The 26785-nt window shown below is 53.9% G+C and carries 26 protein-coding genes; 9 read left to right on the plus strand and 17 right to left on the minus strand.

The genetic code is table 11. The annotated features are described in order from the left end of the window. Positions 1-256: 256 nt before the first annotated feature. The 15 genes from murB to leuB form a co-directional block, all read right to left on the minus strand. Positions 257-1231: a UDP-N-acetylmuramate dehydrogenase gene (gene murB / locus AC6F7T_RS05355; RefSeq protein ID WP_500716968.1), complete on the minus strand. Its 975-nt coding sequence runs from the start codon at positions 1229-1231 to the stop codon at positions 257-259. Continuing rightward, positions 1228-2955 (minus strand): single-stranded-DNA-specific exonuclease RecJ, encoded by a 1728-nt coding sequence (recJ, locus tag AC6F7T_RS05360; protein WP_500716969.1) that lies wholly within the window; start codon positions 2953-2955, stop codon positions 1228-1230. The genes murB and recJ overlap by 4 nt, the downstream gene beginning before the upstream one ends. Positions 2956-3014: 59 nt before the next feature. Next, complete coding sequence (locus AC6F7T_RS05365) at positions 3015-3599, minus strand: tetratricopeptide repeat protein (RefSeq protein ID WP_500716970.1); 585 nt, start codon at positions 3597-3599, stop codon at positions 3015-3017. A gap of 33 nt (positions 3600-3632) precedes the next feature. Further along, positions 3633-4538 (minus strand): protein translocase subunit SecF, encoded by a 906-nt coding sequence (gene secF / locus AC6F7T_RS05370; RefSeq protein ID WP_500716971.1) that lies wholly within the window; start codon positions 4536-4538, stop codon positions 3633-3635. A gap of 13 nt (positions 4539-4551) precedes the next feature. Further along, positions 4552-6150, minus strand: a complete 1599-nt coding sequence (gene secD / locus AC6F7T_RS05375; protein WP_500716972.1) for a protein translocase subunit SecD — start codon at positions 6148-6150, stop codon at positions 4552-4554. Between the two features lie 100 nt (positions 6151-6250). Then, complete coding sequence (gene yajC / locus AC6F7T_RS05380; RefSeq protein ID WP_500716973.1) at positions 6251-6553, minus strand: preprotein translocase subunit YajC; 303 nt, start codon at positions 6551-6553, stop codon at positions 6251-6253. Between the two features lie 59 nt (positions 6554-6612). Next, complete coding sequence (gene tgt, locus AC6F7T_RS05385; protein WP_500716974.1) at positions 6613-7740, minus strand: tRNA guanosine(34) transglycosylase Tgt; 1128 nt, start codon at positions 7738-7740, stop codon at positions 6613-6615. A 20-nt stretch (positions 7741-7760) separates the two neighbouring features. Beyond that, a complete protein-coding gene (queA, locus tag AC6F7T_RS05390; RefSeq protein ID WP_500716975.1) occupies positions 7761-8798 on the minus strand; it encodes a tRNA preQ1(34) S-adenosylmethionine ribosyltransferase-isomerase QueA in 1038 nt (345 codons plus the stop codon). A gap of 206 nt (positions 8799-9004) precedes the next feature. After that, positions 9005-9190, minus strand: coding sequence for a hypothetical protein (locus AC6F7T_RS05395; protein ID WP_500716976.1), 186 nt, complete (start codon positions 9188-9190; stop codon positions 9005-9007). A 46-nt stretch (positions 9191-9236) separates the two neighbouring features. Then, positions 9237-9578: a hypothetical protein gene (locus AC6F7T_RS05400; RefSeq protein ID WP_500716977.1), complete on the minus strand. Its 342-nt coding sequence runs from the start codon at positions 9576-9578 to the stop codon at positions 9237-9239. A gap of 55 nt (positions 9579-9633) precedes the next feature. Then, positions 9634-10671, minus strand: a complete 1038-nt coding sequence (gene argC, locus AC6F7T_RS05405; protein ID WP_500716978.1) for an N-acetyl-gamma-glutamyl-phosphate reductase — start codon at positions 10669-10671, stop codon at positions 9634-9636. 224 nt (positions 10672-10895) lie between these two features. Beyond that, positions 10896-11288: a 30S ribosomal protein S9 gene (rpsI, locus tag AC6F7T_RS05410; RefSeq protein WP_500716979.1), complete on the minus strand. Its 393-nt coding sequence runs from the start codon at positions 11286-11288 to the stop codon at positions 10896-10898. A gap of 1 nt (position 11289) precedes the next feature. Further along, entirely contained in the window at positions 11290-11736 is a 447-nt protein-coding gene (gene rplM, locus AC6F7T_RS05415) for a 50S ribosomal protein L13 (RefSeq protein ID WP_500716980.1), read from the minus strand. Positions 11737-11806: 70 nt separating this feature from the next. Further along, positions 11807-12601, minus strand: coding sequence for a tRNA pseudouridine(38-40) synthase TruA (gene truA / locus AC6F7T_RS05420; RefSeq protein WP_500716981.1), 795 nt, complete (start codon positions 12599-12601; stop codon positions 11807-11809). 21 nt (positions 12602-12622) lie between these two features. Beyond that, complete coding sequence (gene leuB, locus AC6F7T_RS05425) at positions 12623-13714, minus strand: 3-isopropylmalate dehydrogenase (protein ID WP_500716982.1); 1092 nt, start codon at positions 13712-13714, stop codon at positions 12623-12625. A gap of 220 nt (positions 13715-13934) precedes the next feature. On the opposite strand from leuB, the gene AC6F7T_RS05430 reads away from it, so the two are divergent. From AC6F7T_RS05430 to AC6F7T_RS05470, 9 genes are all read left to right on the plus strand, one after another. Then, the gene (locus AC6F7T_RS05430) at positions 13935-14681 is read left to right on the plus strand and encodes a disulfide isomerase DsbC N-terminal domain-containing protein (protein ID WP_500716983.1); all 747 of its coding nucleotides are present in this window, start codon (positions 13935-13937) and stop codon (positions 14679-14681) included. A gap of 322 nt (positions 14682-15003) precedes the next feature. Then, positions 15004-15354 carry an AtpZ/AtpI family protein gene (locus tag AC6F7T_RS05435; protein WP_500716984.1) on the plus strand — a complete coding sequence of 117 codons (351 nt, stop codon included), beginning with the start codon at positions 15004-15006 and terminating at the stop codon, positions 15352-15354. Next, on the plus strand, positions 15344-15649 hold the full coding sequence (locus AC6F7T_RS05440) for an N-ATPase subunit AtpR (RefSeq protein WP_500716985.1): 306 nt from the start codon (positions 15344-15346) through the stop codon (positions 15647-15649). The genes AC6F7T_RS05435 and AC6F7T_RS05440 overlap by 11 nt, the downstream gene beginning before the upstream one ends. A 12-nt stretch (positions 15650-15661) precedes the next feature. After that, complete coding sequence (locus tag AC6F7T_RS05445) at positions 15662-16396, plus strand: F0F1 ATP synthase subunit A (protein WP_500716986.1); 735 nt, start codon at positions 15662-15664, stop codon at positions 16394-16396. Then, on the plus strand, positions 16389-16670 hold the full coding sequence (locus AC6F7T_RS05450; RefSeq protein WP_500716987.1) for a F0F1 ATP synthase subunit C: 282 nt from the start codon (positions 16389-16391) through the stop codon (positions 16668-16670). Before AC6F7T_RS05445 ends, AC6F7T_RS05450 begins: the two co-directional genes overlap by 8 nt. Before the next feature lies 1 nt (position 16671). Beyond that, positions 16672-17511, plus strand: a complete 840-nt coding sequence (locus AC6F7T_RS05455; RefSeq protein WP_500716988.1) for a F0F1 ATP synthase subunit B family protein — start codon at positions 16672-16674, stop codon at positions 17509-17511. Positions 17512-17553: 42 nt separating this feature from the next. Further along, the gene (locus tag AC6F7T_RS05460) at positions 17554-19137 is read left to right on the plus strand and encodes an alternate F1F0 ATPase, F1 subunit alpha (RefSeq protein WP_500716989.1); all 1584 of its coding nucleotides are present in this window, start codon (positions 17554-17556) and stop codon (positions 19135-19137) included. Positions 19138-19142: 5 nt separating this feature from the next. Further along, positions 19143-20033 carry a F0F1 ATP synthase subunit gamma gene (locus tag AC6F7T_RS05465; protein WP_500716990.1) on the plus strand — a complete coding sequence of 297 codons (891 nt, stop codon included), beginning with the start codon at positions 19143-19145 and terminating at the stop codon, positions 20031-20033. A 47-nt stretch (positions 20034-20080) separates the two neighbouring features. Then, the gene (locus AC6F7T_RS05470) at positions 20081-22924 is read left to right on the plus strand and encodes an FAD-linked oxidase C-terminal domain-containing protein (protein WP_500716991.1); all 2844 of its coding nucleotides are present in this window, start codon (positions 20081-20083) and stop codon (positions 22922-22924) included. A gap of 252 nt (positions 22925-23176) precedes the next feature. Here the strand turns inward: AC6F7T_RS05470 and AC6F7T_RS05475 are convergent, their stop codons facing one another. Together AC6F7T_RS05475 and AC6F7T_RS05480 are read right to left on the minus strand one after the other, a co-directional pair. Further along, the gene (locus tag AC6F7T_RS05475; protein ID WP_500716992.1) at positions 23177-24046 is read right to left on the minus strand and encodes a universal stress protein; all 870 of its coding nucleotides are present in this window, start codon (positions 24044-24046) and stop codon (positions 23177-23179) included. Next, a complete protein-coding gene (locus AC6F7T_RS05480; RefSeq protein ID WP_500716993.1) occupies positions 24036-26477 on the minus strand; it encodes an AAA family ATPase in 2442 nt (813 codons plus the stop codon). The genes AC6F7T_RS05475 and AC6F7T_RS05480 overlap by 11 nt, the downstream gene beginning before the upstream one ends. Positions 26478-26785 lie beyond the last annotated feature (308 nt).

Raw genomic sequence — 26785 nt, forward strand, 5'->3', positions numbered from 1 at the left:
AGCGGGCAGGAAGATGACGGCATGACGATACAGGGCGGCAACTGTTTGAGGCGATAGCCGAGTTTTTGCCGACCCGTCATGCCGTCGGCTTGCTGACCGGTATCCGCGTCAGCGGACCAGGAGCATGGTGCCTTTTTCTGCATACTCTTTTGTGGCATGACAAAAGAGTATGGCGGCGGGCGGGGCCGCAACCCCGCGACTCTGATGTTAATGTTGAACAATCGGGCGAGGCATAGGCCGCCCCTACAGAAAACCTTTACAACCGATCCGCCATCCGATCAGCCGGGCTGATCTCCCCGTTCGGACTGACATAACGCACCTCACAACGCAGATCAAAGCCCAGCTGCTTGCGGATTTCAGAACGAATCCGGGAAATCAGCCTGAGGACATCGGCAGAAGTCGCGCCGCCACGATTGACAATGAAGTTGGCATGTTGCCTTGAGACCTCTGCGCCTCCGCAGCGCAGGCCTTTCAAGCCGGCTTCTTCGATGATTTTCCCGGGCGGACCAACGCTTTCGTGCATGGCGCTGGTGCTTAAAAACACCGATCCACAGTTGGGCAGTTTGCGCGGAAACTTGCGGCGGCGTTCGCGCAGGTCAAGCAGCATCTCCCGGCGGATAGCCCCAGGGGTTCCATGCGGGCACTCCAGTTCGACCTCAACAACCACCGCGCCACGTTCCTGCAGGGCGCTGTAACGATAATCAAACCGACACTCAGCCGCACTTAACCGCTGGATGGTCGCGTCCTTGTCGACGACGGTGACACGGACGACATGCTCACCGATACCGTGGCGGTGGCTGCCGCCATTCATCATTACCAGCCCTCCGAGGGTGCCGGGAATACCGATACAATGTTCAAGTCCCGTTAGCCCCGCGCGCATGGCCATGCGTGCCAGCTGTGGCACCCAGGTACCGGCACCGGCGACAATACGGGTTCCATCGATATCAATGTAATCCATGCGCGCACCGATTTTCAGCACTACCCCACGCACACCGACATCATCAAACAACAGATTGGTGCCCTGACCGATCACCACCAGCGGCAGCTGATAGTGCTGGACAAAACGCATGACGTTGGCAACCTGAGTCGAATTTTCCGGTTCGACCAACAGATCCGCAGGGCCACCAATCTGCCAGCTGTTATGGTTTGACAGGGGCTCGTTAACGGTAGTCTGCCCTACCTCTGCTGCCAGTATGCCCTGATAACCAACGGCCCGGTGTGCTGACATCATCCCTGGCCCCCTGCCCGGCAAAAATCAACGACCTGCATTTGCACCTTGGTATTGCCACGCCATACATTCAGTTGCGGCCGATAAAGGATATCCAACTCACCAGCACACTCGGCAAAACGCTCACCGCAACCAAAAGCAATGGCACTCACTATGGTGCCCAGCTGTTCAACGTCAAACTTGAGATGCTTTTCGGCAACCAGGGAGCAATTTCTTACCGTGCAACGACGACTTAAAAAAAGCGGCTGTGGGTTGCCAACGCCGAATGGCTCCAACGCTTTAAGTTCCTGTACTGCTGCAACGGACCAAAGATCAAGGCAGCACTCGCCATCATGTTCAATGACCGGGGTACAGAGTTCATCCGTCAAGCGCTCACTTGCTACCTGCTCAAAGCGCCGGGAAAATTCCGCCAACTGGTGCTCGGCAATGGTCAAGCCCGCCGCCATGGTATGCCCACCGTAACCTTCAAGCAAGTCACCACAGTCTTTGAGTGCCAAATAGAGATCGAAACCCTTGATGGAACGGCCCGAGCCCTTACCCACACCCTGATCCAGAGCAATCAGAAAAGTCGGACGATGGTAGCGATCCACCAGACGGCTGGCGACGATCCCGATCACTCCCGAGTGCCAGTCGCTGCCGGCCAATACAATCGAACGGCGCTGCTGCTGATCAGCTTCGACGCGCGTAATGGCATCAGCTAATACTTTTTTTTCAAGGGCCCGGCGCTCCTGGTTAAACTGATCGAGTTGCTGCGCCACCTTTTGCACATCGATTCCAGCTTCGCCGAGCAATAATTTAACCCCAAGAGCAGCATCTTCCAGACGTCCTGCGGCATTAAGCCGCGGTGCCAACTGGAAACCGACGCTCCCACTGGTGACAGCAGTGACACCGGAAACGTTTTTTAGAGCAGCGACACCGCAACGCCCGCCCTTTTCCAGCAGCTGTAATCCGGTCTTGACCAGGATACGATTGACTCCGGTCAAGGGTGCTATATCGGCGATAGTACCCAGTGCTACCAGATCGAGTAAATGCCGCAAGTCGGGCTCTTCACGATGATTAAAATAGCCGCATTCGCGCAAACGTTTGCGCAGAGCAACCAGCAACATAAAGGCTACGCCAACACCGGCAAGTTGGGTATAAGGATAGCGATTTGCCGGCAATTGCGGGTTAACCAGAGCAATCGCAGGCGGCAGGGTGTCGCCCGGTTGATGGTGATCGGTAACGATCAGGTCAACCCCCAGTTCCTGCGCTAATTTGGCTTCGGCGTGGGCACTGATACCACAATCAACCGAAACAACCAGCTGACAGCCCTGTGCGGCAACCTGACGAATAGCATCGGCAGACAAGCCATAGCCTTCTATTAAGCGTAAGGGGACATGGTAATCGACCTGACCGCCAAAAGCACGAAGCGCCTCGACCAGCAGCGTACAGCCGCTGATACCATCGACGTCATAATCACCATGGACACTGATTCTTTCACCTGATTCCAGAGCTTCTTGCAGGCGTTGACAGGCTTTATCAATGTCCGGCAACAGATCGGGGTCGGGCAGCATCGCTAACGCCGACTGTAAAAACAATCGCGCGTCGGCGCTTGTAGCATAGCCGCGCCGGCAGAGAATGGCAGCGAGCAATTCACTGATCTGCAACGACTCCGCCAGTTTCAGAACCAGATGAGGTGCAGGTGGCTGGGCCCGTAATGTCCAACGGCGTTGGCGGACTGGCAGCATAAAAACCTTGTAAAAGATCGTACCCGATCAGTTAAAAACAGATCGGGTAGCGGACAGATCTAGGGGCGTGGTGTCTGCGGCATTGGTGGGTGGTTCTTCATAAATTCGATCTCGGCGCTAATCTGGTCAACACTACCGCCTGGATTCAATGCCAGAAAACTCTCCCACGCCACAATAGCGTTGGGGAAATCCTGCAGGTCGTAGCGGTAAACCACACCCAAATTGTAGCGACTCTGCTTATGATTGGGATCAAGTTCAGCAGCGCGCTGGAAATTACTAATGGCACGATCATACCAGCCGACCCGGCGGAACATGGTGCCCTGATCGGTGATCACATTGGGATCATCAGGACCAAGCGCAAGCGCCTTGTCATAAGCCTCGATTGCTTTGATCGGCTGATCGGAACCGAAGAAGTTATTTCCCAACTGGACCCAGGCGTTGCGATTTTCAGGCTCACGCGCGACGATCCCTTCGAGGGTGTTAATCTGCTGCTGATAATTGACCAGGGGAACCCCTGCTGCTGACGGAGGGGCACCGACGGCGCCAGGTTGAGCTGTATCGCGTTGCCAGTTTGAATAGATAACCCCGCCCAGTACACCGACAATCAACGCCACAACGGCAAAAACGATGGTTTCTTTCTTCATTGCTTCTCCATTAGATACTGACGACGAATAGAATCAGGCCGGTTTGACCGCCTTTTTTTGCCACAACAGGAGCAAGGGACTGGCGACAAAAATAGACGAATAGGTACCAACTAAAACACCCACGAGCATGGCAAAGGCAAAGTTGTGAATCACACCACCACCCAGAACAAACAATGACAGCACAACCAACAGGGTGGTTCCTGAGGTAATAATAGTGCGCGAGAGAGTTTCATTGATACTGCGGTTGAGAATAAAAGTGAAGCTTTCCTTATTGTGTTTGCCGAGATTTTCACGAATCCGATCATAAACAATAATGGTGTCATTTAAGGAATAGCCGATGATCGCCAGAAAAGCGGCAATAATCGGCAGGTCGATTTCCTTGGCGAACAGACTGAACATCCCCAGGGTAATCACCACATCGTGAAACAGTGCGATAATAGCACCGATAGCAAAGCGAAATTCAAACCGCCAGGAAATATAGGCGAGGATCCCGAGCATGGCATAAAAAATAGCCCACATCCCCTTGTTACGTAAATCCCTGCCGACCTGGGGACCAACCATCTCAACTCGACGCACCTCAACCTGCCCGACACCATAAGTTTGCTCAAGGGTTTCAGTAATCAACACAGAAATCCCCTGCAGCTCACCGGTGGTACGCTCAACGCGGATAAGGAACTCATTGCTGTCATCACCAAAGCGCTGAACAACCGGGCTGCCAAGATCAAGGTCCGTCAGAGCATTGTTGATTTCTGCAGCGCTTGTCTGGCGCTCGAACTGGACCTGAACCAGGGTTCCCCCGGCAAAATCGATCCCGTAGTGGGGGCCACCATGGCGAACCAGCGAAGCAAGGCCGATCAGGATAAGCACCAGCGAAATAATTAGCGCAAACTTACGTTTGCCGATAAAATCAATATTGATACCCGGCTTGATGAGTTGCATGCCGTCTTTCTCCTTATATACTCAGCCGCTTGATGTTGCGGCTTTTCAAGAAAAAGTCAAAGATGAAACGGGAAACAAAAATCGCGGTAAACAACGAAGCGATGATCCCGATCGAGAGAGTAACGGCAAATCCACGTACCGGACCGGTACCGAACTGGAACAATACCAGGGCAGCCAGCAGGGTTGTCAGGTTGGCGTCGATAATGGTTGAAAAGGCTTTGCTATAGCCGGAATCAATGGCCAGCCTGGGGGCTCTGCCCAGCGCCAGCTCTTCACGAATCCGCTCAAAAATCAACACATTGGCATCAACAGCCATACCAACCGTGAGGACAATACCGGCTAACCCGGGCAGGGTGAGGGTCGCGCCGAACATCGACAGCATAGCCGCGATAAAAAACAGGTTCATCATCAAGGCGCTAATGGCAATCAAACCGGACAGCTGGTAATAGACGATAACAACAACCAGAACCATCAGGGCGCCTACCCAGATAGACTTGATGCCGCTATCGATGGAATCCTGTCCCAGAGACGGGCCGACTGTCCGATTTTCAAGAATCTCAACCGGTGCCGGCAGCGATCCGGCACGCAGTACAATGGCCAGATCCGTCGCCTGCTGTGAGGTAAAAGAGCCGGAAATCTGGGCACTGCCACCGGAAATCCGCTCACGAATCACTGGAGCGGAATAGACTGTATCGTCAAGCACAATGGCCATGCGGCGGCCAACGTTAGCCGCAGTGATCTGGTCAAAACGACGGGCTCCTACAGCATTGAAGTCGATCGACACATAGGGTTCGTTAAAACGGGTATCAATACGCACATTGGCATCAGCCAGAAGATCGCCGGTGAGAATCGTCTGGGTTGAAACCACCAGGGGAATTTCGGTTTCGACCCCACTGGCGCGATTGGTGCTGCGTTCATACAGCAACTGTGTACCTTCCGGCAGGCGTCCGGTCAGAGCTTCCTGAATATTGGCTGTTTCATCGACCATTTTGAATTCGAGCCGGGCAGTTTTACCCAACAGGGAGATGGCGCGATCCGGGTCATCGACCCCCGGCAACTGGATGAGAATACGATTGCCGGCCTGTCGTTGTAGCGTCGGCTCACTGACGCCAAACTGATCGACCCGATTACGCATGGTTTCCAGCGCCTGACGTACGGCATAGTCCTTGATGTTTTCAATTTCATCATCACTCAAGCGAAAATGCTTTTCGATATAACCACCGGTCCCGGTAATGGTAGCTGGTTCCAGTGCCGGAAAGTCGCTTTTCATCAACGCATCAACTTTATGTCCTTCGTCCTGATCATAAACCTGGACAACAAGCCGATCACCCTGCCGACGCTCAACCCGTTTGTAGATAATGTCCTGCTCTTTCAAACGGACTTCGGTCTGATCGATGATGGTATCAACGCGGCTTTCTACCGCCTTGTCAACATCGACGCCGAGCACCAGATGCATCCCCCCCTGCAGATCGAGCCCCAACTGGATCGGACCAAAGGTTTTCGGCCACCATGAAGGAACATCACCGCGCAGCAGCGTTGGAACCAGCGCAAACAACGACAGAAGCAGGCAAAATATAACCACCAGGCCCCTGGTATTAAGACTATTAGACATCTGTGTCGTATCTCCCTTGAGCAATAACAACCGAATACTCAATCTGTGCCCACCCGCAAAGACCGGATGGACATGGTGCCGTTTCCGATGCAGAAACTGATTATTGTCTCACCTCGGTAATCGACGCCCGATTCATTTTAATTTTGACGCCATTAGCTATTTCAAGTGTAACGACCGTGTCTTCAACAGCTGTAATCTTACCGTGGATGCCGCCGGCAGTGACCACAGTCTCCCCCGACTTCAGATTGTTGACCAGTTCTCGGTGTTGCTTGGCGCGCTTCTGCTGCGGACGGATGAGCAGAAAATAAAAGATGGCAAACATTGCCACCAGCATAATAATGCCGGAGTAGGGGTTACCTTGCTGGGCGCCGCCTTCAGCCATTGCGTAAGCATTTGATATCATGTTGTTCTCCTTGGTTTGTTAGGTAGAAAAAATTCTTCCTTAAAAAAGTGAATACGAGATCAGCCTGAGGGCAGATCCCGCCGGGCATAGAATGAGCGCCGATAATCGGCAAAACAACCGGCAGCGATGGCATCCCGTATCTCGCGCATCAGCTGCAGATAATAATAAAGATTATGGTGCGTGTTAAGTACCGCTGCGAGCACCTCGTTACTGTGATACAGATGACTTAAATAGGCGCGGCTATAGTTTCGGCAGACGTAACAGTCACAATCAGGGTCAAGCGGCCCGGCATCATCACGGTAGCGCGCCTGTTTGATGACGATCTTGCCAAAGCGGGTAAAAAGAACACCGTTGCGCGCGTTGCGAGTCGGCATGACACAGTCGAACATATCACAGCCCCGCGCCACCCCTTCAATCAGGTTTTCCGGGGTACCGACTCCCATCACATAGCGCGGTGCGTTAACCGGCAGTAAGGGCAGGCTGCACTCCATCATGTCATACATCAATGCCGTTTCTTCACCGACCGACAGACCACCTAAAGCGTAGCCCTCAAAACCGATATCAAGTAACTGCTCGGCACTGCGTTGACGCAGTTCCAGGTCCATACCGCCCTGAACGATGCCGAAAAGTGCTGCTGCCGACCCGGGGGGAACGACAGCGCGACAACGTTTCGCCCAGCGCGCCGAACGTTCGGTAGAAGCCAGAACATAGGAGCGCTCAGCCGGATGGGGAATACACTCATCGAACACCATGATGATGTCGGAACCCAGTGCCAACTGTATCTCCATGGACAATTCCGGGGTCAACTGATGACGACTGCCATCCAGGTGAGACTGGAACTGGGCACCTTCTTCGGTAATTTTGCGCAGATCACCGAGGCTGAACACTTGAAAACCGCCGCTGTCCGTGAGGATCGGACGGTCCCAGTTCATAAAGCGGTGCAACCCTCCGAGGTGTTCCACCAGCCGATGCCCGGGACGCAGATAAAGATGATAGGTATTTGCCAGAATAATCTGGGCACCTATCTCTTTGAGCGTCTCCGGCAACATCCCCTTGACCGTTCCTTGCGTGCCGACGGGCATGAAGATCGGTGTCTCAATGATGCCACGCGGTGTCCGAATCCGCCCGCGCCGAGCCTGGGTCGTCTGATCCTGTACCAGCAGGTCAAAGCGAAAATCAGCTGTCATCGTTCGTGCTTTGCCCACCATCATAAGATCAGCATGCAATCGCCGTAACTGAAAAAGCGGTATTTTTCACTAACAGCCCGATCATAAGCATGTAACATCAGTTCACGTCCGGCAAAAGCACTGACCAGCATCAACAGCGTTGATTTGGGCAGATGAAAGTTAGTAATCAGCGCATCAACGATCTTGAACCGGTAGCCGGGAATAATAAAGATTTCACTGTCACCATCACCGGCCTCGAGCAGCCCATCTTCACCGACTGCTGTTTCAAGCGCCCTGGTAACGGTGGTTCCAACTGCGAAAACTCGCCCGCCGCCAGCACGCGCCCGGTTGATGGTTTGCGCCGTTGCCGCCGGAATGGAATAGTATTCCGCGTGCATCTTATGTTGGCGGACATCCTCAACCCGTACCGGCAGAAAGGTTCCCGGACCGACGTGCAGGGTCAGATTGCAGATCTCAACCCCTTTGGCGCGTATCTGTTCGAGAATCTCCGCAGTAAAATGCAACCCCGCTGTTGGTGCAGCTACCGCCCCCTTTTCCCGGGCAAAAACGGTCTGGTAGCGCGAACGGTCACTCGGCGTAGCGGGGCGCCTGATGTAGGGAGGAAGGGGCAGATGCCCAATCTCGTCAACAACCTGCCAGAAATCATCCTGGCAATCAAAGCGTACGCGCCGCAGGTAGTCATCTCCGGCCTGCAACACCTCGGCTGTCAGACGCGCGTCAAAGATCAGCCTGGTACCAGCCGTTAGCGGCTTGGAGCTTCTGGTCATGCACAACCAGTCTTGTCCGGAAGGCTCATCCGGGCAACGACGCACAAGCAGCACCTCAACCTGCCCACCGCTCGTTTTGTGGCCGAACAAGCGCGCCGGAATGACCTCGGTATCATTGATAACCAGCACATCCCCGGGACGAAAAACATCAACGATCTCGATAAATTGCCGAGACGCCATGGAACCCGTCAGACGCTCGACAGACAACAGCCGGGAAGCGTCGCGCCGCCCGGTGGGCGCTTGAGCGATCAACTCCTCCGGCAAGGTAAAATCAAAATCAGATAACCACATCAAACCGATCCATAACCGTTCAAATAGCGACCTAGAAAATCATAGTTAACCCCTCTTGTCAATCGCTTTCGCAGAGCAAGCCGGGCTCCCGGCAGAGGAGCGCTGAGCCCTTGATGCACAGAAAAAGACGCACAAGCACCCAGCGATTTTTAGCGCTCAAACCACGGACAAAGCCATGAAGTCACTTCTGTACCTGGGGCTTTGCGCTATCGTCCCCCCTCGTACTGCGCGCGCCATTGATCCTGTTGTTTAACCGGATAAACACGCTTGCGCATATCACCATTAAAATTATTAGAACGATAATGCTGCAGCATATTCAGACTGATGAACGTACCGTCCGGGCGATGCTGGAATTGTTCCGCGCCGTTATTGATCTGCTTGAGCAGGCTCATCGGCAGCAGACGTTTACTGTCTTGGCTGCTTGTTTTACCTGACTTGTCAGTGTACGTATATCCCCGTAATGACAAGGGATCGCCCTTGATCGTCGCCGACTTTGTGCAGCGCCACACCAGACGCCAGCGGATAGGGACAAAAAAGCTCTCCATCCTGATCGCTAACCCGGGTCGGCGCACCCACGGCGGGAACACTCAGTGCACAAAGGGCTTTCACCTGTTCATGAAAGGACTGACGCTGTGCCCGACTCCAGTTCGGCGAGACGCTGAATTGCACCAGCTTTTCTTCACCCGACTCCGTCTTGACCAGATATTCTAAACGGGAATCTAACGTTGCAAGTTGACGGGTCACGGTGCAATCAGCAATGATGCGTCCCTGCTCCAGCATGACAGCACCTGTACAACAGGAAAAATCAACACAAACAAGCGCAAAGATCCGCTCTTCACGGAAAGGTCGGAACAATCCCCAAACCGTGGGTCTCATTAAACCCATACATCAGATTCATATTGTGAAGCGCCTGCCCCGCTGCCCCCTTGACCAGATTATCAATGACCGATACCACAATCACCCGCCCGGTACGGGGATCAACAATCAGACCGATATCACAGAAATTGGTGCCGCGTACGTGAGCGATATTCGGCAACTCACCTTCCGGCAGAACCCGCACAAAAGGTTCATCAGCGTAACGTTGCTGATAAAAGGCCAGTATTTCAGCGGTTGACCGGGCTTTGACCAACGATGCGTAACAGGTTGACAGAATGCCGCGATTGACCGGCAACAGGTGCGGGGTAAAATTGATGCGCACGTCAAACCCCGCCAACTGACTCAATTCCTGCTCAATTTCAGGGGTATGACGGTGGCTGCCGACGGCATAAGCCTTGAAACCCTCATTGACCTCGCAAAACAACGACCCTTCCTTAAGCCCGCGCCCGGCACCACTGGTTCCGGATTTGCTGTCGATAATCAGACTGCGGGCATCAATGAGCTGTTGTTCGAGCAGAGGCGTCAAGGCCAGAATAACGCTGGTCGGGTAACAGCCGGGATTTGCGATAAGCCGGGCACCTTTAATCTGCTCGCGGTAGAGCTCGGGAAGGCCGTATACCGCCTCTGAAAAAAGTTCCGGACTGGTATGGCGCTGGTACCAGTGTTCGTAGGTCGCCTTATCGTTAAGACGGTAGTCGGCAGAGAGATCGACGACCCGACAACCGGCGGCAAGAAACCCGGGAACGACATCCATGGACGACTTGTGGGGCAAAGCGGTAAAAACCAGATTTACCTGTGCGGCAATGGCAGACACATCCAGCGGCTCACATACCAGATCACAAAAACCATTCAAAGAAGGAAAAACCCGGTTAACAGCCACCCCTTCGTGCTGACGCGAGGTCACCACAGAAATATCCACCTGCGGATGACCAACCAGCAAGCGCAACAGCTCAACACCGGTATATCCACTGGCACCGGCAACGGCAACTTTAACCATGGAACCCTCCAACACTAGGCGTAGGAAACAAATACCACAACAACACAGATCGAGCCCTACCAGATCACTGCTGCCTGTATGGTGTGGATAACGAACTGACTTGGAAAATTAAAAACTATCTTACGCTAAAACAACGGCAATTCGCCAGTTCAACAAAAAAAAGGGAAACCCCGGACGGGCTTCCCTTTTTTTGTTGACAATAACAAGTAAAGAGTTTGCGCTGATTAACGTTTGGAGAACTGGAAACTCCGACGAGCAGCGGCGCGACCGTATTTCTTACGTTCTTTAATGCGACTGTCGCGGGTAATAAAACCAGCCTTTTTCAACACACCGCGCAACGCGGGGTCAACCTCGAGTAATGCCTTGGTAATGCCGTGTTTGATGGCACCAGCCTGACCGGAAATGCCGCCACCGACAACATTCACAGTAACATCAAACTTGCCCAGATTATCTGTCAGTTGCAGCGGTTGACGAATAACCATCTTGGATGTTTCGCGACCGAAAAACACATCGAGCGGACGTTTGTTGACAGTGATAACGCCGCTGCCGGGGGTTAACCAGACACGGGCAATGGAGGTTTTTCTTTTACCGGTTGCATAATATTTCTGCTCTGCCATGTTAGCCATTCTCCCTTGATGCGATCTTCAATTCTTTGGGTTGCTGTGCCGTGTGGGGGTGCTCGCTGCCACTGTAGACTTTCATCTTGGTGAACATCTTGCGTCCCAACTTGTTTTTCGGCAACATCCCTTTAACCGCTTCCTGAACCAGCATCTCCGGCTTTTTGGCAAGCAGTTTTTCGGCAGTAATTTCTCTGATGCCACCCACGTATCCGGTATGGCGATAATATTTTTTATCCGCCAGTTTATTGCCGGTCAACTTAATCTTGTCGGCGTTCAGCACGATGACAAAATCGCCGGTATCGACACTGGGTGTATAGATGGGCTTGTGTTTTCCACGCAAAATACGGGCGATTTCTGTCGCAGCGCGACCCAGAACAACGTCTTCCAGATCAACGACATACCAGGCTCTATTGATATCCTGCTCTTTAGCGATTGCAGTACTCATCGCGTTCCTCTCTGAACATCTGACTTATTAAAAGGGTTGTGGGGCTCACAAAGCGGTAAATTTATCCGAGTCATTCAGCCCTGTCAAGGTAATTTTCGCGTGCCCCTTGCCGAACCTGTTGACGCGTACCATATTCAACCTGGATCAGGCACAATCCGTGGGGCGGAGCCGTTATCGCCGCAGGGGCGTTATCGGGTTCCGACAGCATCATCCTGAGGGTTGCAACAGAACGGCGACCGCGTCCGATTTCAACCAGGGTTCCCACTATCATCCGCACCATATGACGCAAAAAACCGCTGCCATAGACGTCAACATAAAGCAGCCTGTCAGCTTCTGTCAGGGTGATGTTATATATTTCTTTTTGCGTCACTGCGGAACTGCAACCGGCACCGCGAAACGCAGCAAAGTCATGAATACCCATCAGCACAGTGCAGGCCTGTTGCATGCGATCCAGATCGAGGAGGCTTTTAATCCGCCAACTGGTGCGCCGTTCCAATGGCGACCGCACAGGATCGCGCAACAAGGTATAACGATAGTGTTTAGCGATAGCCGAATAACGCGCATGAAAATCGTCGGCCACTTTTTCCGCCTCACGTACCGCAATATCCTCAGGCAAAAACCGGTTCAACCCCTCCCGCCAGGCGCTCAACGGCAACACCCGTGCAGCAACAAAGTGACAGACCATGCCGCGGGCATGCACTCCGGCATCGGTACGCCCCGAGGAATGGACGCGAATCCGCTCACCGCACAGCTGCAACAGCGCCCGCTCAACACACTCCTGAACCGAAATGCCGTTGGGCTGCAGTTGCCAGCCGACGTAAGCACTGCCGTCATAAGCAAGGGTGAGCTTTATTTTTTCCGGCATCAGCCCGGTATCCTGACCATCCTAGCCAATGGCGGCGACGATGGCATCTCCGATGGTTACGGTGTCAACCTTCTTTTCACCAGGATGCCCCTGATAGATGTCAGCAGTCCGATAGCCGGCGTTGAGCACCTTTTCAACCGCTGCGTCAATCGCATCAGCTGCATCGATCATAGCAAAGGAATAGCGCAGCATCATCGACGCGGAGAGAATTTGCGCAATCGGATTGGCAATTCCCTGGCCGGCGATATCCGGGGCACTGCCCCCGGAAGGCTCGTACATGCCAAAACTCCCCTCAGACAGAGAAGCAGAGGGCAACATCCCCAACGAACCGGTCAGCATTGCCGCTTCATCAGAGATGATATCACCAAACATATTGCCGCACAGCATGACATCAAACTGCTTTGGCCAGCGCACCAGCTGCATGGCCGCGTTATCAACATACATATGGTTCAGTTCGACATCAGGGTATTCCTTACCTACCCGTTCAACCACTTCACGCCAGACCACCGACGTTGACAGAACGTTAGCCTTGTCAATGGAGCAAACTTTTTTACTACGCTTGCGCGCGGCGGCAAAGGCAACGTGGGAGATGCGCTCGACCTCAGCTTCAGAATATTTCATGGTATCAAAACCGGTGCGCGCAGGGCCCGCCCCTTCGATTCCCTTGGGCTCGGCGAAATAAATGCCGCCAGTCAATTCACGCACGACAAGAAGATCGAAACCACCCGCGATAATCTCCTCTTTCAAACTGGACGCACCGGTCAGGGCAGGAAAAATAATCGCCGGGCGCAGGTTGCAAAAAAGGCCAAAAATTTTGCGCAACGGGAGCAATGCCGCGCGCTCGGGCTGTTCATTTGGTGGCAAAGATTCCCATTTGGGGCCCCCGACGCTACCGAACAGAATGGCATCGGCCGATTGACAGATTGCAACCGTTGTCTCAGGCAGAGCTGTACCTTCGAGGTCAATACCAGCGCCACCAACATTGGCTGGTGTGCGCTCAAAACGAACATCATAACGCTGCTCAACCGCATCAAGTACCTTCAATGCCTCTGCCATCACTTCAGGACCGATTCCATCGCCCGGCAACACTGCAACCTTAAAATTTTTGCCCATTATCCATGTCTCCTGATTTTTTCGTACACCAATAAAAAAGCCCTCTTAATTAAGGGCATCGAAGTCGCAGGGACTATAAAAAGGGGGCGCGGATTTGTCAAATTATTTCTCTTAAGGCGCGATACGCCACGGGGACTGACAAGCACCTGAGATTCGTGTTATAGTCTCGCGACAAACAAACCCAACATCCATCTTATTACCACAACAGGAGAGCAACACCGTGCGCAAACTACTTTTAACAACGCTGATGCTGGTCGTATTGACCGGCACAACCACTCTGGCCGCCGCAGCGCCGGCCACCCTGACCAAAGAAGCCGCTATCGAGGCTCTCAAGGATATTCAAGGTGAGGTTCTGGCGGTCGATCCGTCAGAAATTCCCGGACTGTATCTGGTCAGCGTAAAAATGCAGGGAAGAAACATCCCTTTGTATCTTGATGCCAGCGGCACCTATATGATCTCGGGCAATGTCATCGACCTAAAACAGCGGCGCAATCTCACTGAAGACCTGTTCCGCCGGCTTAATCCGGTCGATGTGTCAGCCATCCCCCTTGATGATGCCCTGCCCCTCGGTAATCCTCAGGCACAACAGCAGGTGATTGTTTTCACTGACCCTCTCTGCCCGTTCTGCAGCCAGTTGCACACCGTGCTTTACCAGGCCCTGGAGAAGAACCCCAATCTGCTTTTCCAGATGGTTCTGCTGCCCATGCAACCTAACTCACAGCGTATCTCTCAAACTATCCTTTGTAATAAATCGTTGGAGCAGTTAGAGCTGGCATTTGCCGGCAAAGCCCTGCCGGAACCAAGCTGCGATTCAGATACCCTGCGCCAGAACCAGGCTCTCGCCCAGTCGCTGCAGATCACCGGCACACCGACCCTGATTCTGCCCAACGGCCAGATCCATGCCGGCTATCGCCCCGTCGATGACTTGCTTAAATTGATCAACGAAAACTCTCTTCCGGTCAACTGATCTATTGTTGCCCTGACCATTTTTTATTGACTAACAAAAAAAGCCGGCACCTTTTTTGGCAGTGCCGGCTTTTTACTTCTTACTTCTGATGCTTTCGCAAAAAGTATCCGGTTAGCTGGCTAAGCAAAAAGCGCCAAATGCAAGGCGCGCGTTTGTTGAGCAATGAGGCGTACTTACGTACGTCGAAGCAGCGAAATAAACGCAGCAACGCGGCAGTTGGTGAGTTTTTTGCGACGCCATCATCCTATGACTTTTTGCGAGTGCATCAATAGATGAACAGAAAATATTTAAGATTGATGAGGTTTTTGTGACAGATAAATCGATGAGAAAAGATCCCCATGGAGACTTCAGACGCAAGGTGGAAAAAACCCAGAAGCGCAAGATGCGTGCCCAGCGTCAGGGTGACCAGGGGATGTGGTTCGGCTTCGGGATGTTCGGGCTGGTAGGGTGGTCGGTAGCAATACCGACGCTGGTTGCGATCGCTGCCGGCATCTGGATCGATACCCGTTTTGCAGGGCAATACTCCTGGACCTTGATGATGCTGGTGATCGGTATCGGGGTGGGCTGTCTGAACGCCTGGTTCTGGGTCAGTCGCGAACGCACTAACATCGAAGATGAATTTCACCGCAACCAGCAAAACGACGTGCACAAAGGGGGGGGAAATGACCCTTGAGGGATGGCAGCTCGCAGCTTGTTTTATCGCTGGAGGCCTTATCGGAGTCTTCTATTTCGGCGGACTATGGTTGACGGTGAAGCGTATCCCGACCAGCGGCAATCCCCATCTGCTGCTGGTCAGCAGCTTCTTCCTGCGTATGGCGGCGGCACTGGCGGCCTTCTACGCCCTGATCCCCTGGGGATGGCAGGCGCTGGTCGCAGCCCTGCTCGGTCTGCTGATCAGCCGTCAGGTATTAACCCGGATGAATAGCCGAAAACCCAACAACCGACCAACAATAACAACAGACAGGTGAGATAGCGCTTTCATGGAAATTACTCCCGATGCCTTCATTTACTGGCAACATGGTTTTGTCAAACTCAATTCCACTATCGTCATGACCTGGCTGAATATGTTGCTACTGGTCGGGTTTTCGATATTCGTGACCATAGGTCTGACTTCCAGTAAAAACCTGGGTCGTGGGCAGAATCTGATGGAAGTGGTGGTGAGCAATATCCGCAACCAGATCGGTGACATGGGACTGAAACCGGTCGATGAATTCCTCCCCTTTATCGGCACCCTCTTTCTTTTTATCCTGGTACCCAACATTCTCGCTGTCGTGCCGGGCTACCGGGCGCCGACCGGTTCCCTGTCCACCGCCGCGGCACTGGCTATTTGCGTCTTCGTCGCTGTGCCAGCCTGGGGGGTTCGCCGCCGGGGACTGCTCGGCTATTTGAAGCAATACATCCAGCCGACCCCCTTTATGCTCCCCTTCAATATCATGGGAGAAATCTCACGCACCCTGGCCCTGGCAGTCCGGCTGTTCGGAAATATCATGAGCGGAGCGATGATCGCAGGGATACTGCTGTCTATCGCCCCCCTTTTCTTTCCCGTGCTGATGAACATTCTCGGACTGATCACCGGCGTCATCCAGGCCTATATATTTGCCGTTCTTGCGGCTGTCTACCTGGCCGCAGCCGCCAGACTCCAGCAGGAGAAGGAAGGCAATACCGATCAATCAGAAAAACAACCCCGTGACAAAGGAGGTATCTCTCATGGATAGTCTTGGTTGGGTCGCCGTCGCCTCTATCATCAGTAGCGGTCTGTGCATCGGTATCGGTGCTATCGGGCCTGCCCTCGGTGAAGGTCGCGCTCTGGCCCAGGCCCTCTCAGCCATGGCACAGCAACCTGACGAAACCAACACCATCACGCGAACCCTCTTCGTCGGCCTTGCCATGGTCGAATCGACGGCCATTTACGCCTTTGTCGTCTCGATGATTCTGCTCTTCGCAAACCCTTTCTGGAATTATTTTCTGAGCCAGACAGCTGGAGGTTGAGATGCTTATCGACTGGTTTACGGTCGCTGCCCAGATCGTCAATTTTCTCATCCTGGTTTTTCTTCTCCACCGGTTTCTCTATCGCCCGATCGTCGGACATATGACCGAAAGAGAAAACAAGATCAGACAGCGCCTCGAGGAAGCCGCAGAAAAAAAGAAAGGGGCGCAAAACCTGATTGAGAAGTACCAGCTAAAACTCGACAATCTTGATAAAGAAACAGGCAAAAAAATCGAACAGGCGGAAAAGCAGGCGGACCTGCGAAAAACGGAGATCCTTGCCCAAGCCAGGAAAGATGTTGAAGACCAGCGCGCAAAGTGGTTGCAGGCACTGGACAAGGAAAAAGAAGCCTTTGCCCGCAAGTTCAAAAAGCGCGGAAGCCAGGAGATCCTCAAATATGTTCGCCGCATCATCGATGACCTGGCGGATGAACCCTTGAATAACCGCCTGACCCAGGTCCTTGCGACGAAAATCGAAAATCTTGACCAGGATGACAGAAAAAAACTCCGGCACGCCGCCGACACCGACCAGATCATCGTTCGATCAACATGTGAACTAGCTGCGCCGGAACAGCGCAAGCTGACGACAATTTTTCACGAAATATGTGGGAAAGATGCAGCTATTGTTTACCAGATTGACCCAGAAGGCCCCTTAGGCATCGAAGCCCGGGCAGGAAACATCCGCCTTTCCTGGGGAATTGAGAACTATCTTGAAGAATTACAGTCCCGGGTAATTTCCCTGGTTGAAGAAAAAGCCCATGAACAGAGAAGGGGCAATGAAAATGGGTCCAACGACAAAAACGGGGAAAAAGAAGATAAAGAGGAAGATGAAAAACACTCATAAAAATTCCCGCAGCAGATTCCTGCCCATTGATGGAAAGAGGCAATGACCGACAACACACCGCAAACGACTAAAATACTTGAGGATACTTTCGCCTCTCTTGATCGCAGTCTGGCAGACTACACCCCTGTTCTTCATCCTCAGGTGTTCGGTCGGGTTGATTATATCGGCAAGGGCATTGCGCGGGTACACGGTCTTGACCAAGTCCAGTCAGAGGAATTGCTCGCCTTTCCCGGGGGAACCCTCGGTCTGGCGTTTAACGTCAATTCCCGTGAAGTCGGGGTCATCATGCTCGGCGAATATGAACATCTTGGAGCCGGCGACGAAGTACGCCGTACCGGGCGGGTGCTCGATGTGCCGGTGGGAGATGAACTCATCGGGCGGGTACTCGATCCGACCGGAAGGGTGCGTGACAGCAAGGGCGGTCTGCGCTTTCGTGAGCGGCGCCCGATCGAGCGCCCGGCTCCCGAAATTATGGACCGGGCCCCGGTAACCGTTCCACTGATGACCGGACTCAAGGCGATTGACGCCCTGATTCCCATCGGGCGCGGACAGCGCGAACTGATCCTCGGTGATCGCCAGACCGGTAAAACAGCCATCACCATCGATACCATCATCAACCAGAAAGGCAAGGGGGTGCTCTGCTTTTATTGCGCCATTGGACAACGTGCTGCGAGCGTCGCACGGGTAGTCGCTGATCTGAGAAAACACGGCGCCATGGAATACACGACGGTGGTGACGGTCCTGGGTGACGATGCTCCCGGCTTAAAATATATTGCACCTTACGCCGCTACCACCATGGCTGAATATTTCATGGAGCAGGGCAAAGACGTCCTCGTGGTCTACGACGATCTCACCCACCACGCCCGCGCTTACCGCGAGCTTTCCCTGCTGTTGCGACGCCCTCCGGGACGCGAAGCCTTTCCCGGAGATATCTTCTATATTCACTCGCGCCTTTTGGAACGTTCGACCCGTCTGCGCAAAGAACTCGGAGGGGGGTCACTGACCGCCCTGCCCATCATCGAAACGGAGGCTCAGAATATCTCCGCCTATATTCCGACCAATCTGATCTCCATTACCGACGGACAGATCTATCTTTCTCCTGATCTGTTTCGCAAAGGCAACCTGCCCCCTATTGATATCGGCAAATCGGTCTCCCGGGTCGGCGGAAAAACCCAATTTCCGGCTTATCGCAGCGTCGCCGGAGACCTGCGTCTGACCTACTCTCAGTTTGAAGAGCTTGAAGCCTTTTCACGTTTTGGAACACGTTTGGATGAAGACACCCGCAAAACCCTCGAAAGAGGACGCCGGGTACGTTCAATTCTGAAACAGCCACAATACTCGCCGCTGTCAGCCTCCCAGCAGATTATCGTGCTCCTCGCAGTCAATGAAGGGATTTTTGATACGATCCCTGAAGAAAAACTGATGGAAGCGGAGACCCTCGTGCGAGAAGCTCTGCAACAGGATGACGAGGTGGCGCTGAAGATTGAAGCAGGGGAAAAACTTGCGAATGAGGATCAGGTGAAACTGCGTGACATGGCACAAAAGGCCGTTGCCGGCCTGACCAAAGGAGAAGAAAAGATGACCAAAAAAGACAATTCAACCAGTCGCAAAGAAAAAAACAAATAAACCCTATGCAGACACTCCAAAGCATGGAGCGCAAGCTCAAGAGTGCAGACGACCTGTATACCGTAGTACGGACGATGAAGTCCCTGGCCGCGGTCAGCATTCGTCAGTACGAAGAGGCGACCCGTTCTCTTGAGGAATATTTTCATTGTGTTGAAATGGGGCTGCGGGCTGCTTTGCGAACTCACCCTCACAGCGGACGCCAGCAAGACCCACGGACTACCCTGATCGTCGTTTTTGGTTCGGATCAGGGCATGGCGGGACGCTTCAATGAAGCACTCATTGAATTTGTCCAGGAACACCTCGATCCTCAAAAAGAGCGGATCCTGATCTGGGTCAGCGGAATCAAGATGCATGGACTGGTCGAAGATGCCTTCGGTGAGATCCAGCACCTGTTCCCCCTGCCCTCTTCGGCCGAGGGAATCTCCACCAGGGTTCAGGAAATCCTGCTGCATTTTAGCGAACTCCGCGAAAAGGAAGGTGAGTCGCGGCTGATCCTCTTCCATAATCAACCGGCAGGTGGATCAACCTATCGGCAGAACCGCGTCAACCTCCTGCCGCCCGACCAGCGGTGGCTGCAAGACCTCGGCGGTGGAAAATGGCCGGGACGGCAGATTCCCCTTTATACCATCCCCTGGGAAGATCTTTTCAGCGCCCTGATTGGTGAATATCTCTTTGTCGCCCTGTTCCGCGCTTTTGCAGCTTCCATGGCGGCAGAAAATGCGGCGCGTCTGACCTCGATGCAGAGGGCCGAAAAAAATATCGAGGAAACCAAGGAAGAATTGAAGCTGCGCTATCACACCATGAGACAGAATGCCATCTCAGAGGAGCTGTTCGATGTCATTTCAGGGTTTGAAGCTTTGACCCAAAGTGAAAGAGACCAGGGACTATGCCCTTGAGTCATCTGCCACGACTATTGTTACCTATCCAGTAAAGGATGCGAACCATGCTCTCTGCTCCGTACCAGGATTTTTTAACTGCTGTCAGCAAGACCTTGCCGAAAAAGCGATTGACCACCGATCCACTGAAGACGGTCACGTTTGGAACCGATGCCAGTTTTTATCGACTGATTCCCAAAATCGTCATCCATGTAGAAAACCAGGACGAGGTAAGGCTGATTCTGCGCGAAGCCAATAAGAGGAAATTGCCGGTCACTTTCCGGGCGGCAGGGACCAGCCTCTCGGGACAGGCGATCAGTGACAGCATTCTGGTTCAGTTGGGCAAAGGCTGGCAGGGCTACCGGATCTTCGACAAAGCCAGAAAGATTGAGCTGCAACCCGGCATTATCGGCGGTCGTGCCAATCTGTTGCTGGCCGAGTTCGGAAAAAAAATCGGCCCTGACCCGGCCTCCATCGACAGTGCCAAAATCGGCGGTATTGTTGCCAACAACGCCAGCGGCATGTGTTGCGGAGTTGCCGAGAACAGTTACAAGACCCTGGATAGTCTGAGATTGATTTTGGTCGATGGAACCCTTGTTGACACCGCTGATGACAAAAGCCGCTCCGCTTTCATTCGCAGCCACCCCCATATCCTCGAGGGACTTGCCGAACTGCGTAACCGGGTTGCCGCTGATCCTCAATTAAGTGAGCGCATCCGCTATAAATTTAAAATTAAAAACACCACCGGTTACAGCCTCAACGCACTGGTCGATTTCAAGGATCCCTTCGACATCATGCAACAGCTGATGGTCGGTTCAGAAGGGACCCTCGCCTTTATCGCCAACGTCGTCTACAAGACGGTTGTCGAGCATCAACACAAGGCCAGCGCGCTGATCATGTATCCTGACGTCGCCACCGCCTGCAGCGTCATTGCGCTGCTGCGCGACAATCTCCCGGTTGCGGCTGCGGAACTGATGGATCGCGCCGCCCTGACCTCCGTCCAGGACGAACCGGGCATGCCCGCCTATCTGGCCGGACTCGGCGCTGAAGTCACCGCCCTGTTGGTGGAAACCCGTGCGACCAGTGCGGCCAAGCTGCAACAGCAGATCAAGCAAATTGGTGCAGCCCTGGCAAAAATCAAGACCGTCCGTCCGCTCGAGTTTACCGACAATCCGGATGAATACAAGGTTTACTGGAACATCCGCAAGGGGCTGTTCCCCGCAATCGGTGCCGTGCGCGAAACCGGCACCACGGTAATCATCGAGGATGTCGCCTTCCCGATTGAGCATCTGGCTGCAGCCGCCCTCGATTTACAGAAGCTGTTCAAAAAATATCATTATCACGAAGCGATCATCTTCGGCCATGCCCTGGAAGGCAACCTGCACTTTGTTTTTACCCAGGATTTCTCCCAGGAGGAAGAGGTTCTTCGCTATCGCCATTTGATGGACGAAGTCGTTACCATGGTCGTGGACAAGTATGACGGTTCCCTCAAGGCCGAGCATGGCACCGGACGTAATATGGCCCCGTTCGTCGAAAAGGAATGGGGAACCGCGGCCTACCAGCTGATGGTCCAGCTCAAGCAGCTGTTCGATCCCGATCAATTGCTCAACCCGGGGGTCATTATCAACCCTGATGCCGAAACCCATATCAAGAATTTAAAACCGCTGCCTGCCACCCACGAACTGGTCGACAAGTGCATTGAATGCGGCTTTTGCGAGCCGGTCTGCCCGTCACGCAACCTGTCCTTCACCCCCCGTCAGCGGATTGTCGGTCGGCGCGAAATCAGTCGCCAAATGGCCGCAAACGGGTCCCCGGAGCTGGTCAAACAGCTGCTCAAATCCTACCGTTATCCGGGCAAGGAGACCTGTGCCGCCGATGGTCTCTGCGCCACCCGCTGCCCGGTCGGCATCGACACCGGAAAGATGATCAAAGCCCTGCGCGAAGAGGCCAACGGGGAGCTTGCCAATCATGTCGCCGACTGGGTTGCGCGCAACTTTAAAGGTGTCGCCACCGGCATCAATACCACCCTGAATGGTGTTGATAAAATCCACCAGCTGACCGGCACCGCTTTCATGGAATCTGCCTCTTCTGTCGCCCGCACCTTAAGCGGTAACCATCTGCCGCTATGGAACCGGGAGATGCCGTCCGGTGTTGGAAAAATCACTACTGAACAGATCGACCCGAACAACCCACTCCAGGTCATCTATTTTCCCGCCTGTCCCAGTCGCTGCATGAGCGGCCCGGCACGGGGGGAAACGGAACCGGACGCACTGCCCCACAAAACCGCCGCCCTGTTGAAAAAAGCGGGTTATCAGATCCTCTATCCCGACAACCTCGGCAAACTCTGCTGTGGGCAGGCCTTTGAAAGCAAAGGCTTCTTTAAACAAGCCGATGACAAAAGCGCCGAACTCAATCGGGCCCTGCTGACCATCTCAGACGATGGTGCAATTCCGGTTCTCTGTGACACCAGCCCCTGTCTGATGCGGATGAAGGATAAGCTGGATAAAAAATTGAAGCTCTATGAACCAATCGAGTTTGTTCTTGAATTTCTCCAGGACAAACTGACCTTTACCCCCTTACCGCAAAAAATCGCCCTGCATGTGACCTGCAGTGCGCGCAAGATGGATCTGACGGACAAATTCGTGCGTCTGGCGCAAGCCTGTGCCCATGAAGTTGTAGTACCGGAAGACATCTACTGCTGCGGGTTTGCCGGGGATCGCGGCTTCAACTATCCGGAATTGAATGAATCGGCGCTGGAAGGATTAAAAGAACAACTACTGGGATGTGACGCCGGCTATTCAACCAGCAAAACCTGTGAGATCGGCCTGTCACTGCGCGGTGAGATTCCCTACCGGTCAATTCTCTATCTGGTTGACGCGGCGACAAAGCCCAAACTCACTATTAGAGACTGAAAGTCCATGTACTGTCTGGCGACTGAAAATGGCATAGTCAAAAGCCCTCTATCCTCTTTGTGCCAGAGAAGACCCACCAGCAGAGAAGGAAAATTTGTACCAGCAGTAGACTGATAATAATCAGCTAAGCTACTGACGAACAGCGTCATCCAGTTTAGTGCTGCTGCACCCGTTGCCTGAATTCCTCCTCGAGGATTATTGTGCCCCCGAAACTACCTGAAAGGCGTGACAACGGACCTGCTTGAGTCGGTCTCAGGTGGTAGGTTGCACCTGCTCATCGCGGATCAGCAGGATGGCGTTATTGATCCGCTTGACCAGCTCCAGCACTCCCCCTGGGCGAGGGTCTAGCGCGGCATCCGCCGGCAGGACCAACAGTTCCCGCTGGGTGGACTGAAACAGCCGGGCAAGTAACCCCCGGACAAGGGGAAGATCGAGGGGATGATATCTTTTCTGCACAGCAGCAGCGGCAGGATGGTCTGCCACCGCAGCCCTCAGCCTTCGCATGTTCTGCCGGTCTGCGGCCGGCAGCAGGATTTCCAGCTCGCCCCCGATAATTCCGGCAATACCCGCCGCCAGCGTAAGCGCCCTGGCGCTTAATGCCGAGCCGGTAAAGACCGTCAGAATCGGAGAACTTAGTCGAAAACCTTCCTGGATAAACATCGATTGCCCCCGGCCGTGCAGGATGAGGTAACGGGCCGCCGATCCCATGGTGGAACCGAGCAGGGATCTCCCCATTCGCCCCATGACAATGAGGTCCGCCGAGGTGGCCTGTTCCAGAATCACCGCCTCAACAACGCCACGCCTGATATCAAAAGACCAGCTGATTCCCATCTCGCCGATGGCACCGGCGATCATCCGCCGGATGCGCTCACTTTGGCGTTTGAGATCCCGTTCCAGCTCATGAGCTGGGCGCGGCCGACATTCGTGGCTGCAGACCTCGTGAAAAAATGCGTGCCGGGAAAGCTTCAACAATTTTTCATCTTCTACGAACAGGCAACTGATTTCGGCCTGCAGGGCGGCAGCCAGAACCTTGGCCGTCTCCAAGGCCGTCCGGCTGTGGACAGATTCGTCCACGGGAACCAGGATACGGCGGACGCTGACGTGTTGATTGTCACGAGTCACGGTCGCCTCTCTCGCCCGGGCCTTCCTCGCCTTTGCCAAACTTACTCATATTGTCGGCAAAAGTCCGCAGCCGCCGCAAGACCAGCTCGTTGACCGAATCTGCGGGATACCGCCGCTGCTCATCCGCTTCGCCCGCGGGCCGGCCGGTAAGAAGTTCGATGCCCTGGTCGATGTTTTCAATCGGATACACATGAAACTCCTGGTGCGCAATGGCCTCCACCACATCTTTGCGAAGCATCAGGTGCTTGACGTTGGTCGCCGGGATCAGCACCCCCTGGCTACCGGTCAGACCCCGGTGACGGCAAACATCGAAAAACCCCTCGATCTTTTCGTTGACCCCGCCGATAGCCTGAACCCGGCCATACTGATCCACCGAACCGGTAACGGCAAACTGCTGCTTGATCGGCACTTCGGCAATGGCCGACAGCAGCGCGTACAGTTCCGCCGAAGAGGCGCTGTCACCTTCCACCCCGCCATAGGACTGCTCGAAAACCAGCGAGGCGCTGAGGGAAAGCGGCATTTCGGTACCGTAACGAGCGCCCAGGAAACCGGACAAAATCAGGACTCCCTTGGAATGGATCGGTCCGCCCAGTTTGGTCTCCCGTTCAATATCGATCACCTCACCCTTACCCATGTACACCTGGGCGCTGATCCGGGAAGGCTTGCCGAAGGCAAAATCTCCCAGCATCATGACGGCCAGACCGTTGACCTGCCCGACTCGGGATCCCTCCGTCTCAATGCGCAGAGTGCCGCGCTGGATCTCTTCCTGAATCCGCTGACGCAGGCGATCGGAGCGGAAAACCTTGGAATCAATGGATTTTTGCACATCACCGGCGCGCACTGTTTCATGCTTGTGCTGCCGGGCCCAGTAGTCGGCTTCCAGCATCAGGTCTTTGATGTCACGGATGCGGATATTGAGCCGTTCACTGTCTCTCATCATCCGCGAACTCTGTTCGATGAGCCTCCCGACGGCGCTTTTGTCGAAATGGAGCAGTTTCTGTTTAGCCACGATATTGCCCAGCAGCCGGACATAGAGCTCTTGATTTTCCCCGTTTCTCTCAATCTGGACATCAAAATCAGCCGCGACCTTGAAGATCTGGGGAAATTCCGGGTCGAACCGCTGGAGCAGATAATAGAGCATCGGCTCACCGATGATGATGACCTTAACCTTTAAGGGGATCGGTTCCGGTTCGAGCATGACCGTGCTGAGCAGGCTGTACATCTCAGCCAGCGACTCAATCTTAATGCAATTGGACTGTAGAGCCCGCTTCAATCCGTCCCAGGCACCGGGATGGGTGAGGATCTTGCGGGCGTCAATGATCAGGGCTCCGCCGTTGGCCCGGTGCAGCGCGCCGGCTTTGATCAGGGTAAAATCAGTAACCAGGGCTCCCATCATCGATATGTGTTCAACCTTACCCACCAGGTTGGCATAGGTGGGGTTGTCTTCAAATACTATCGGAGCGGCGTTCAGCTTGCTGTTGTCAACCACCAGGTTGACCTTGTAACGCCTTATAGCCGGCGAGTCCATGTCGGTCTCCTCGCCGCTGGGAAGGGATGATTGTTGCTGATCCTCGGTGAGAAATGCCGGAAGGTTGTCCATAATATCTTTTTTCACCACATCCAGGTGGGCGGGGATACCCGCTATCTCGGCATATTCGGCTTTTACCCCGGCAACCAGTTGGGTAAGGGATTTTTCGGTGATCTCCTTGTTGAGGGTCGCCATTTTTTCCTGAATTTCCTTTTGCCATTGCGGGATTTTTTCCAGAATTTTCTGGGAATCGGCCTGGAGCCCCGCCATTTCCTTTTCATAATTCTGCAGCGTTTCTTTCGGCAATTGCTTGAATTCATCCGGCGACATGACATCACCATCCTTATCGAGGGGCGCGAAGGCCAGTCCCCCGGGAGTCCGCAGCAAAGCCAGTCCCTTTTTCGTGGCCCTGTCGCTGATCTCTTTGAAGGCCTTTTGCTGTCTCTCTTTAACCTCTTCTCCGATCGCCTGGACCTGGTGCTGGTATTCTTCACTTTCAAAGCTCGCCTTAAGGGCGCTTCTGGCATCCTTGATCATCTTTGCCAGATCTTTGGTGAACCGGATACCTTTTCCCGCCGGCAACTGCAGCTTTTTCGGCCGGGACTGATCGTCGAAATTGTTGACATAACACCAGTCATCGGGGGGAGAAAGCTTCTTCAACTGGCCTTCGAGTACCTGGGCGGCCATGGTGTGGCGACCCGTTCCGGATTGCCCCAGGACAAAAATATTATAACCCTGGTGTTCCATGCCGGTGCCAAAGCGCAGAGATTCCACCGCCCGGGGCTGGCCCAGGGCTTCACTCAGTTCTTTGATCGGCTCCAGATCTGCCGTCGTTTCAAACTTCAATTGTTCCAGGTTACATGCCCGGAAAACTTGATCCGCCTCCAGTCGGTTTACTGGCATCACCCATCTCCCTGTGTTGTTTGATCTCTGCTGCCGAATGGCTAAAAGTCAATCGGCCGGAAAATCTGACCGCATCAACCTCTCGCGACGCCACGAACAGTGGCCGCCTTGGCGCTTTTGGCACTGTCCGCCCTAATCAGCATCACCCGCCCAGATAAAGATGGCGGCGGTTAGCGCCGATCCCATCAGACAATCCCACAGAACAGTATCGCCGATAGGATGAAAAGCGGTAACTATTCACTGCTGTCCTTGCGCAGGGTCGGGGTTCCTGTGGCAAGGGTGTTTGTCGCCATGGATGGCGACCACAA

This window comes from Pelovirga sp. (genome assembly GCF_059864205.1).